This is a genomic window from Streptococcus suis (genome assembly GCF_002964575.1).
Taxonomy (GTDB): domain Bacteria; phylum Bacillota; class Bacilli; order Lactobacillales; family Streptococcaceae; genus Streptococcus; species Streptococcus suis_R.
In genome coordinates this window covers 1-10,502 of record NZ_POQQ01000013.1, presented here as the reverse complement: position 1 = coordinate 10,502, position 10,502 = coordinate 1, and the positions used below count along the sequence as shown (strand labels likewise).

At 40.9% G+C, this 10,502-nt stretch carries 12 protein-coding genes; all 12 read right to left on the bottom strand.

Annotated elements, in window-relative coordinates; all coding sequences use genetic code 11:
* The coding region (locus tag C1E58_RS00560; protein ID WP_105209002.1) for a phage tail tip lysozyme at positions 1–2,324 on the bottom strand (2,324 nt) is incomplete at its 3' end.
* 1 nt (position 2,325) lies between these two features.
* A complete protein-coding gene (locus tag C1E58_RS00555; RefSeq protein WP_000734144.1) occupies positions 2,326–4,677 on the bottom strand; it encodes a VirB4-like conjugal transfer ATPase, CD1110 family in 2,352 nt (783 codons plus the stop codon).
* Entirely contained in the window at positions 4,634–4,987 is a 354-nt protein-coding gene (locus tag C1E58_RS00550; protein WP_001097579.1) for a PrgI family protein, read from the bottom strand. The genes C1E58_RS00555 and C1E58_RS00550 overlap by 44 nt, the downstream gene beginning before the upstream one ends.
* A gap of 61 nt (positions 4,988–5,048) precedes the next feature.
* Positions 5,049–5,903 (bottom strand): conjugal transfer protein TrbL, encoded by an 855-nt coding sequence (locus C1E58_RS00545; RefSeq protein WP_105209001.1) that lies wholly within the window; start codon positions 5,901–5,903, stop codon positions 5,049–5,051.
* An 18-nt stretch (positions 5,904–5,921) separates the two neighbouring features.
* Positions 5,922–6,164, bottom strand: coding sequence for a hypothetical protein (locus tag C1E58_RS00540; RefSeq protein ID WP_001072182.1), 243 nt, complete (start codon positions 6,162–6,164; stop codon positions 5,922–5,924).
* A 17-nt stretch (positions 6,165–6,181) separates the two neighbouring features.
* On the bottom strand, positions 6,182–7,999 hold the full coding sequence (locus tag C1E58_RS00535) for a VirD4-like conjugal transfer protein, CD1115 family (RefSeq protein ID WP_105209000.1): 1,818 nt from the start codon (positions 7,997–7,999) through the stop codon (positions 6,182–6,184).
* The gene (locus tag C1E58_RS00530; protein WP_105209003.1) at positions 7,999–8,487 is read right to left on the bottom strand and encodes a hypothetical protein; all 489 of its coding nucleotides are present in this window, start codon (positions 8,485–8,487) and stop codon (positions 7,999–8,001) included. The genes C1E58_RS00535 and C1E58_RS00530 overlap by 1 nt, the downstream gene beginning before the upstream one ends.
* Positions 8,488–8,563: 76 nt before the next feature.
* Positions 8,564–9,148 (bottom strand): CPBP family intramembrane glutamic endopeptidase, encoded by a 585-nt coding sequence (locus tag C1E58_RS00525; protein WP_105208999.1) that lies wholly within the window; start codon positions 9,146–9,148, stop codon positions 8,564–8,566.
* Positions 9,149–9,150: 2 nt separating this feature from the next.
* Positions 9,151–9,384, bottom strand: a complete 234-nt coding sequence (locus C1E58_RS00520; RefSeq protein WP_014636955.1) for a hypothetical protein — start codon at positions 9,382–9,384, stop codon at positions 9,151–9,153.
* A gap of 8 nt (positions 9,385–9,392) precedes the next feature.
* Positions 9,393–9,776 (bottom strand): hypothetical protein, encoded by a 384-nt coding sequence (locus tag C1E58_RS00515; RefSeq protein ID WP_014636956.1) that lies wholly within the window; start codon positions 9,774–9,776, stop codon positions 9,393–9,395.
* Between the two features lie 10 nt (positions 9,777–9,786).
* Positions 9,787–10,215 (bottom strand): hypothetical protein, encoded by a 429-nt coding sequence (locus C1E58_RS00510; RefSeq protein ID WP_105208998.1) that lies wholly within the window; start codon positions 10,213–10,215, stop codon positions 9,787–9,789.
* Positions 10,199–10,502: DNA cytosine methyltransferase (locus tag C1E58_RS00505; protein WP_193441727.1), on the bottom strand; the 304-nt coding region annotated here is incomplete at its 5' end. The genes C1E58_RS00510 and C1E58_RS00505, both read right to left, overlap by 17 nt.

Sequence of the window (10,502 nt, the reverse complement as noted above, 5' to 3'; positions counted from 1 at the left end):
CCTTTTTCAATTTGGTAATACCACTCACTTGCTCGTGTTTGACGTTCAAGTAGCTTATCTCCACTATTTCCTTCCCAGTAAATGAGAAAGAGTTGGGCAAGACTAGCTGGACTTCCTGAATTTTTGAAAAAGTCCTTTAACCAGTTGGTGTAATAAGGACTATCCCCATGCAACATGAAATCCAGTTGTAAGCCTAAGTCATACCACTTTTGATGTTTTCCTTTGGCATATTCCAACAATAAAGTATGTCTGCGTGACCCATCCGCGGTATCTGTCCATTGGCCTAAGCCTAAACCACGTTTGAGAATATTTGGGTAACGTCCATTGTATATAGTTGGACCATTGATTGAGAGCCAGCCCTCATCATCCCACGAACTATCAGTCGCACCAACTGGCGGAGATAAATAGTCGCCTTCAGCTCGTTTTGGATTAATGGAAGATTCTACCGACCAATTTCCTAAAATAGCTGCGATAGCTTGATTGGTCGCACCTTTGCTTTTAAGATAGTCATAAATAGCCTTTGCTCTCTCGAACTCATCACCGCCAAACTGACCGATAGTTGGAAGAATGGTGGTCTGAACCTGAATCACTTTTGGAAAGTAGAATGCTGGATTGACATAGACCAACTTATCCGTGTCATCATCAACCTTTTGATAGGTGACTTTTAGACCCGTTCCGTCTTTGGTCTGACCAATAATATCTCCTGCCAAGACATGTTGATGTTCACTCACTCGGCCTGAATGAATGCCAAACAAGGTTAGTTTAGTCTTATTCACTCCCTTACCAGATGTCAAAACAACGTTCTCTCCATCAAGAGATACCTTGCCATCCATCGGAGCTACAATGACTTGACCTTCTTTCGCTTCTAAGATGATATGGTGATGAAGCGTTGGTTTCTCATCAATGACCTCATACCCATATCGGTAGGTCATGCTTAAGCTATCCTCGTCAGTCTGTCCCTGAAAGGGATTGTCCAATTCTTGAAGGGCTAGATAGTTGCCTCCTTCTGTCAACTCCTTTAACTCTTCCTGGTCTTCATCAGACAGCTTGTAAGTAGGTTCTTTATATAAGTCAGACATGGATTTAATAGAATCTCCACCATTTAAGTCTGTCCACACTTGACTGAGAAACGCTTTGTAGGTCACACCACCTGTTTCCATGAAATCGTCAAGCTTGTAGTCTTGGTATTGATGATTCATGTAAACCATAATCTCATCAATCTTGGTGTAGTAGGCAATCCCTTTTTTATTGGTTCTCGTATGTTCCGCATCTTCCCACGTCATGTGGGTATAGGCCTTGGTCAACTCCATCTCATCTTGTTGAATAACACTGCTTCCTGAAACACTCATGAAAAAGCTCATCATCAAAAGGAGTATCAAGAGAATGCCTGAGACAATCCAAGTCAAAGGATTTCCCGCAAGGACAGAAAAGAAAGTCATACTTCCCTTAATGGCTTGGACGATTCCTTTGAAACCTGCGACACTTTGTTTTCTGACATGCTTTAAAAAGGTTTGGTAGCGTCTTCTTGGTTTAAGAGGTTTCTGGCGTGTGAATCCTTTTCCCTTTTTGAAGTTCTGGAATCGTTCCTTTCCATGAGAAAATTTTGTTTTGGTAAACCGCACACTAGTCTGTCCACTTTTTACTGCCACCTTACCTGCTTGAAAGGTAAACCTTCCATAGCGTATGCCTTTCAAACTAGTATCCTTCATGGTTCTTAGACCATCTAAATCATCCTCCTGTGCTATCAGGTCAAGGGATTCAGATGCAGCTAAGCCTAATCCAACTTTGACTTTGGTAGAGTTTTTCTTAGTCTTTTGGACTTTCTTGAGTTGTTTGACTTCACGCTTGGCAGAACTTACGTCTTTTTCTGCACTGAGTCGATCAAATGATTTTTCTTGGTGAAACTGAAAGCGAGACTTCAGGGAAGGATTTTCTTTTTGGAAAGTAAACTTGGGATTAACTACCTGCTGTTTCTCACTTAGTTTCACTTCTGACAGATGTTTTCTTGCCGTCCGCAAACGCTCTTGAACATGCGGAAGTCGATAGTTCTTGATTTCCTTTACCTTCAACAGTCTAGGAGAAACATAGGTAATTTCCTTTAGGAACTTCTCTTCTGCTTCCTTTTGGCTACTGAGTAGATTTCCTTTTATCTCTGTTTTCTTTTCCTGAAAAAGAGAATTTTGGGCTGGTTTTCGAAATCGTCCTTTTTTAGGAACAGTCTGTTTTAAGGCTCTAACTTCTTTCCGATAATGCATACGGGCTGATTTTAAGTTGCTTCGAAAGTTTTGCCTAGCATGTTTGACTAGCTTTTTATCCTCTTTCATCTCATGTCCTCATTTTTTCAGGGTCCGTACTCATGATGTCAAAGAGCTTGGTGTGTTGTGGAATCTTATTTTTAAATGGAACAACGGTTGAACCGGCCTTGATTAGCCCAGCACCTTTTTCAGGATTGACCAAGTATTTCTCCAGTTCCTTGGAAAGTCCAAGCATATGCACCAATTCTTCTCGATCGCTCTTAGCCTGTTTTAAAAGAATCATGAACTCGCTATTGGCAATAATGCGTCTGCCGTTGGCATCCAAAAGAAGCGTTTCTACATTCTGAGTAATGCCTGTCGGTATCGCCCCATACTTACGGACACGACTCCAAAGTTTAAAGAAAAAATCAGAGGCATACTTGTCCAATAAGAGAAGCTGCATTTCATCAAAGTAAATCCAGGTCTTCTTCCCTAGCTTTTGGTTTTTGACCACCCGATTCCAAATTTGGTCAAAGATAACCATGAGGGCAATTTGTTTTAATTCATCGCCTAACTTTTTGACATTGTAAATCAGGAAATGACTGTCTGTTTTAATATTGGTCCGATGTGAAAATATGTCCAGCGACCCTTCCACATAGAGTTCCATATCCAGTGCCAAGTCCTTAGCTTCCTGTTCAGGTTGTTGAGCTAAGACAAAGACCCATTCGACCAAGGACGGTGTGTCAAAATGCTTATAAGTGAGTCTTGTCACACGGTCAATCAAGGACTTTTCACGACCATCCATTTTACGGTCCAAGAGCTTTCCAATCCAAGACAAGAGAAATTCGGACTTGACCTTAACCGGATCCTCATCCATATTCTCATCAGATAGATCTAAGACATTTAAGAAGGTGGTAGAATCTGGGGCAATATCAATACTCTCCCCACCAAAGGCTTGACCGATAATACTGTACTCATTTTCTGGGTCAACAATAATAATTTCAGTATCACTATCTGCTTCCTTGAGCTTAGTTGAGATGATTTCATGTTTTGTCGCCATCCCTTTGCCAGCTCCAGAAGTCCCTAAAATCAAACCTGACGGAGTATTTAACTTGCCACGGTCAATACTGATGATATTACTTGAGATTTGATTGATGCCATAAAATTTCCCACCCTTGTCCTGAATATCTACGGAAGTCCAAGGGGCATTCACGGCAATGTTTGAAGTCAATAGAGACCGAGAAATACCTTCGAGATAGTTCTTCCCAAATGGCAAGAGACTATTAAAGGCAGCTTCTTGCATATAGGTCAAGTTATCGATAATCATATCATTTGACCCAGCCACTTGCTTGATAATATCAAGAGATTGTTTGAGTTGGTCTTCAGTATCCGCCAGCACGCCAATTAGAAATACGGTGTCAAACAGTTTATCTCCTGTTTGAGTCATGGTTTGAAGAAGAGCCTCAGCTTCATCAATATTGTTTTCAAGAACATGCCCGACCTTCTCCAAATAGATTCCAGTCCGAGCCATCTTTTGTTGTTCCCCAATCTTTTGCGATTCCATCAAGGTCTTCTTGGTTCGCAGCTTGGTCATGGTTTCAGACTTGGTAGAGCCTTTAGCATGTAGGCTAATCATCACTTCTAAATCTGACTGCATGAGGTCACGAATAAATTTATCCCCTAACTCCATGCCATAGTCACGAACATAAACAATCTGTAATAATCGATCGTCCAATTCAATATGATTCTTGTGTTTAAAGGAAAGGTAGGTTGGGGCAATAAAGTGTTTGGTGGATTGACCTGAGAGGGTCAAATCCTTGTAAGAAAACGGTAAATGATTTTCACCTCGTAACATATCCGCAAGGACATTCACTCGCTCCTCTCCACCAAGTAAACCAAGAGATACATCAATCTCTGAAAAGCCACTTTTGAAATATTCCCCAATCTGTGATAGAGAACGAAAAGCTAGTTTTGGTGTTTGGTCGCTCTTGCCAAATGAAAGAAACTTGACAGCTGAAAAGTTGTTCTCACCCGCCTCTAAGTTGGCATTCATCATGCGATTCAATTCATCACGATAAGCATCAAACCCATCTTCCTGTAAGGGATAGAGAATACTCTTACGGAATTTTTCCAGATTGACCTTTTGATTGAGGATGGTCAGTTGGAAATTAGTCTTATCATCCAGTGAATTGATTAAATCGGAATATTTCTCAACAATAGCTCCCTTATCATCTAAGCCAACTGTTTGATAATTGACATCTCCTAAGAGATAGGTTTGTGAGAAATAGCTTGGACTGACCTGCATAAGGCCATTCTGAAAAAGCCCTTGATAGGCTAACGTATTTACGGTAGAAGGTCTGATCTCCTGCTTCTGCGTTTTCGTCTTTTGCTTTTTGTCATTAGAAGAGGTCTTTGGTTTCATTAAGTGTTTTAATTTTTTCACGTTGGTCTCCTTTTCTTCCAGTAAATGTACGATCTGGTACTGTTAGTTCATAATGAAAACGGTACTTGAGGTAGGTTTCAAATGGTAAATCATTAGGGCGATAGACCCCAAATAACATGAGTGGAATGGTAAAGCTAAAAACAAAACCATAGACAAACCAATCCCCAAATTGCCAATAAAATAGGTTCAAGCCCAGTACCAAAATGGTTAGGGCGACAGCTGGAAATACAAAAATAACCTGTCTAGTTGTAAATCCTAGCCATGCCCTGTGTTGAACCTTTGAGATATCCTTAAAGACACGAGTGTTCATAAATGTTCTCCAATCTAAGTAAGCTATAAAAAGAGGAAGCGAGATAATGACTCCCTTCCTCCTACATCCCCAAAATACTTCGGGCGGTTCGTTGACTGCCAACTAAGGCAATGATTAACAATATGGCCTGTACCAAGCCACCAAACATAATGGCGAGTGATTCCATCACTCCAGCTCCATTTGATACGGCAATCTTTCCAGCCGATTCAAACAAGGGAACAAGAGATACAATTAGAAAAATCAAAATACCTTGAACGGCGTAGACCATGATGTTCTTAAGGTAGCCAATCCCAACACTTCTCCAGTCATCACTGAGGAAGGTTGGAATAGTAACAGGGGCAAAAGGTATCATCAGATAGAGTTGGATAAAGCGAATGGTAATCAAGATATTGACAACCATGATACTGGCCATTCGTACCAACCAAATGAGAATCGCAAAAAAGCCAATAATCATTTTTCCTACAATCCCAGATCCCTTGATGCCTGAGATGGTATCGTAATTAGCACCACCATTTGTGACAAGCCCTGCCACTTGTTCAATAACATAAGAGGCAAGAGCGATAATGGCTTCCACAATAACCGTCGTATTGGTAATCACGACCGCGACCATAATGTAGCTGACAATCATAGGTGCTATAGCTTCAAAGGTCATTGCACCGCCTGAGTTTGCGATTTTCTTGGCCATTTTTGAAAATTCGAGTACAAGAACTACCGCAAGAATAGCTACTCCCAAGGGCTGCATAATCCCCTTGGTAATGGCTGTCATGTAAGACCACACCGTCGGATTAAAGTCCGCTAGTGACTTAACCAAGTTGGCGGTTGATTCTAAATCCACTTGAAACCCTTCAAAAAGGCTGTCGCTAGATACTTTTTCAGAGGCTAGAAATACAAAAGGTGACGTAAAATTCATTATCATGTCATGTGCTGTCCTCCCCTAAATGGTAATCTGGGTCACAAAAGCACCAGCGGCTCCCACCATGACCCCACCAACAATTTCTAGAATAGCATTTCGGACACCTGGCCCACCATCTTTAATGTTGGTTGAAAGGTTGATAATGCCCATGACAACAAGAAAGGCTCCTACTGCAATTAAGCCTTTTTGTAATAGAGACATGGCTTGGGAGAACATGGAGCTGGCGTCCACTCCGTAAACAAAGCCTGTTAGTTTTTGATTCATATAATTCCTCATTTCTATTAATATAGTGTCGTTTCTGTGCTTAAATCCCTTATTTTATGGCCTGACAAATCTAACTCTTCCTCAGCGGTTAGGGGATTGATATGATAGTGCCACCAGCGTTCATCGATTTCCTTATCCGCAAGCCATTTCCAATTCTTATGTTTGGGTGGAAAATATTTCTTGGTTCGAAAAACAGGAACCCCTGCAATGCGTACAAGGCACTCATCTCGTTTCATATTCCCGACTTCATCAGCCGTCATCAAGTCACGGGCAATTTTCTGGTGAGAGGTAGAACTTGAGCCAGTCTGCCCAAAAGAACGACTGGTACTTCTGACATCAATGGTTTGTTTGCCTAATAGACCACTCATAAATTTGAAAGTTTCCTCGTCATTTCCACCCAAATAGAGGAGGCTGTCACAGTTCCCCAGTATAGTTTTCCAAGCCTCTTTTTCCTTATAAAGTCCTTGGAGTTGGGCGATATTTTGCAAGATAGGAACTAGACTCATGTTCCTAGAGCGAACTGTTGAGGTTTGTTCAGCAAAGTCTGGGATTTCTCCGACATTCGCAAACTCATCCAGATAGCTTCTAACATGAATCGGCAGTTGCCCTTTAAAGTCCACATCAGCCTGTCTGGTCAAAGTGGAGAAAACCGTAGAGAAAAATAAAGCAGATAGGAAACGAAAAGTCGTATCATTGTCTGGAATAACAAGATAGACCATGGTCTTTTGAGTGCCCCACGTTTTCAAATCCATAGTGTCTCTTTGCGTCAAATCAATCACCGATTGAATATTAAAAAGGGCGAACTTAGCGGTCGTCACAGCAATGACCGAATCCAAGGTCTTGTCCTTGTAGTTTTGGAAATCCGCCCAGTTTCGCATGGTAAAGTTTTCGTGACCATATTTTTTAGCATAATCTTCAAACAGGACTTCAAGAATACTTTTGTCCTGATTGTCTCCCTTTGATAAGAGTTTGATGAGTTTCCCAATCTCAGAAAAGGCTGGATAACGGCCATGCTTACGTCTTGCTTCCTGCTCTTGCTTGGAACTTCCTGGAGGATTGTAAAAATCCACCAAATAAGAGGCAATAGCTCTCACCAATGTCATGGAAGCCTCGTCCCAAAATGGATCACTGCGAGAACCAGACCCACGGGTATTGTTAAAATAGACCGTTAACATGCGGTTCAAATCATTCTCAGTTTCTACATAACGAAAGGGATTAAAACCATCTGAATTGGTCATATTAACCAAGTCTAAAACCTTGACCTGATAACCGTTTTCTAAAAAGAGTTTACCTGTCTTCTCAGCCAAATGGTCTTTAGGATCTACGACAATATTGGAACAATTAAGTTGGATAAGGTTGGGTTTCACAAAGCGAAAGGTCTTGCCTGCCCCAGAACCCCCAATGACAATCAAATTTTTATTTCGGTCAAACTGGGGTTTCTTCTTTTCCAACAAGGTTAGACGAACATCACGAGCCAAAATCGTGTCATTGAAAGGATTCTTACTGTAAAAGTTCCGCTTTTCCTTACTGTTTCCAAATCGTGCAGAACCGTATTCTTCCCCTTCTCGATAGACCTTCTGTCCTGTCGATACATAAAGATAGACTAGCGTCATCGTTAGAACCCCAAGGATAAAGGCAAGAAGAGATTTTTGAGTAAAGGAAAATAGCCATAAAGGATTGAAAACCTGATTTAACCCCTCTCCTAAGAGGTAGGCAATACGTTCCATAGGTGGGGCATTGGTTAAACTATCATAGAGCAGGGTTAGACGATGGCAGAAATAACCAAAGGCGAGCCCCAAGAGTCCAAAGACCAATGCTTTTTGCCTGGAATACATTACAAGGTCACCTCCTTGGTTTTGACTGCCGAAGGTTCTATCACTCTAATTTTCTCTTTGGCCAGTTCTATCTCTTGGTCCAAGGTTTTATCAAAGGTTAAACCTTCTAGCTTCTCTGGATTAGACATCAGTTTCTTCAACAATTCGTCCAAGTGATAATCAAGTAAGGTCTTATCCTTGGCATAAAAGTAGAGATAGTCTTTTTGCCAACTAATTGCGATTGGCAGTTTTTCTGACTCCATCAACTCCTTAAATTTCTCTACATCGATTGGCTTATCCAGTATGTCTTTACTAACATCAATCGCTTCAATTGCGTAAGGGCTTTGAAGGAGTTCTTCCAGTTTTTGAACCCCAATCTTATAAGCTGAATCTTGAGCTAAGGCTTGCCTAGCCGACCATTCTAAGAGCTTTAAGAGGGTTCTGACTGTCAATAAACTACTTCTTTCCACGTATTGCATCGCTTGACGTTCTTGTTGTTCAGATGACATGGTGACCTCCTCTTCTTTGAATTCCCTATCAAACATAAGGTGCTTCCATAATACGGAAGCACTCTTGATTTTGGTATCACAAGAAAGTTACGACATAAGCCAAATTATTCCAAAGTAAATGTAAGGCGATTGCCGTCATACAATCAGTTTTCAATCGAACAACAGCCAAGGTCAAGCCAAGACAGCTATACATGAGCCAACTCCCTAACTGATTGGGTCCATGGGATAGAACAAAGAGAAAACTGGTCACGCCTATTTGTACAAAAGGGAATGTCAATTTTTCCCAGAGCAACTGCCTATAAACTATCTCTTCAAGGACACTTGCATTGACCAGAAACAATAAAAAGATAACATGAGGAACCAGTTTTCCTACTTGTACCAATACTGCTTGATTCCTAGTCTGAACTGAAAATAGGAAACTGATGAAGACTGCAAAAGCAACCATAGACACAAAACCAAGAAGCAGCCATCTTAGACGATTGCTTAAGGTTATATTTTTTGCTTGAAGAGTTTTATGACGGGCAATCTCTAAGCAAGTCACACTTAATAGGACCAATTGTAGCAAGACTATACCCTCAATCGTCATATACTCTTGTAGGTATAAACTTAATAGAAAACCGTTAAGCTGTATGGCTAGATAAAACAACACTATCCTTATCATTGTCACCTCTTGAATAAATCTTCATAATCAATGTCTAAGACTAGAACGATTCGCTCAACCCATCTTGTTTGTGGCATCAGGCGATTGGATTTGTAATGTCGCAGTTTTTGATAGAGGCGATTAAACTCACTGGGATAGACATATTGACCGTTGAATACTTTGCGAGCTAGTTCTGCCCAAGTGAGTTCTTTTTCGGCCAGAATGATTTCTAAATTGTCCCAAAATCGTTCATTCATCTTCACACCTACCCTGTCACTTGTTTCATCAGACTGGCCTGAAACAGCTCTTCTTTTACTTGTCTGGGAAGAAAGGTACGCACTTCGTCTAGCCCAATAGCTGGATAGACATGATTCTGACAAACAATGAGTGGCAACCGAAGATTCTGGTCTGGCTTTTGGAGAATGAGCTGAATCATCTCATTCAAACTTATCGAATATTGACGTTTAAAGCGAAGAAATCGTGGCGACAGCAACTCAAAACAATCCGTGGTTTTGGCAAAGAGTGACAGTAAGATTTCACGGTTTACATCACACGCTTTTATACAACGATAAGTCACACCATAGGTCGTCAAAATGGTTAGTAAGTCTTGGTTTGTATTGGCATTATTTCCTAGATATACCTCAAGCATAGGCTCCTCCTTATAAGGTTAGGCTATTTTCAACTGTTTGTTCAGGAGTTGAGAAATAGCGACTCATATCAATGGGCATCCGTCCTTCACCAAAGCACTTGACCGTCACTAAAGTCGTTAAAATGCCATCCTTTCCTCTAGCAGAATAATGTTCACCAAAGGCACGAAAGGCCAGGTGATTGTCTTTCGTCAATAGTGTATCTACACCATTTTTAATATCCCTAGTTTCCATAAAATCCGAAATCCGATGAAGATTGGATTCGTAGAATAGGGGATCATTCATCTCCTTGTGGTAATCATCTTCAAAAGTCACCTCAAAGTCACAATCAAAATTGGGGAGCGACAGTATCTTTTGTAATAACTGATTGGTTTCAACTTGGTGAATATGTTCTTCTAATTCAGTACAATCTAGGATACTTTTCTTATGTAGTAGGTTCATGTTTTTCTTCCTCTTCCGTTCTTCTAAATTCTCTCGCAATGGCTTCAATAACTGTGACAGTCACGCTATTGCCGGCCTGTTTGTATAGTTGGCTCTTACTAGAAACACTCTCTGCTCTTTCATAAGCCCAGTCAGGAAAGCCTTGAAGTCTGAAACACTCTCTTGGTGTCAGTCGTCTTATTCTCAGGCGATAAAGTTTCCCCTCTAAGACAATACCTGTGACTTCATACCACTTATCCTGTCGATATTCCAGAGCAGCAACCACCACTCCCATATTGTCTGAAGTC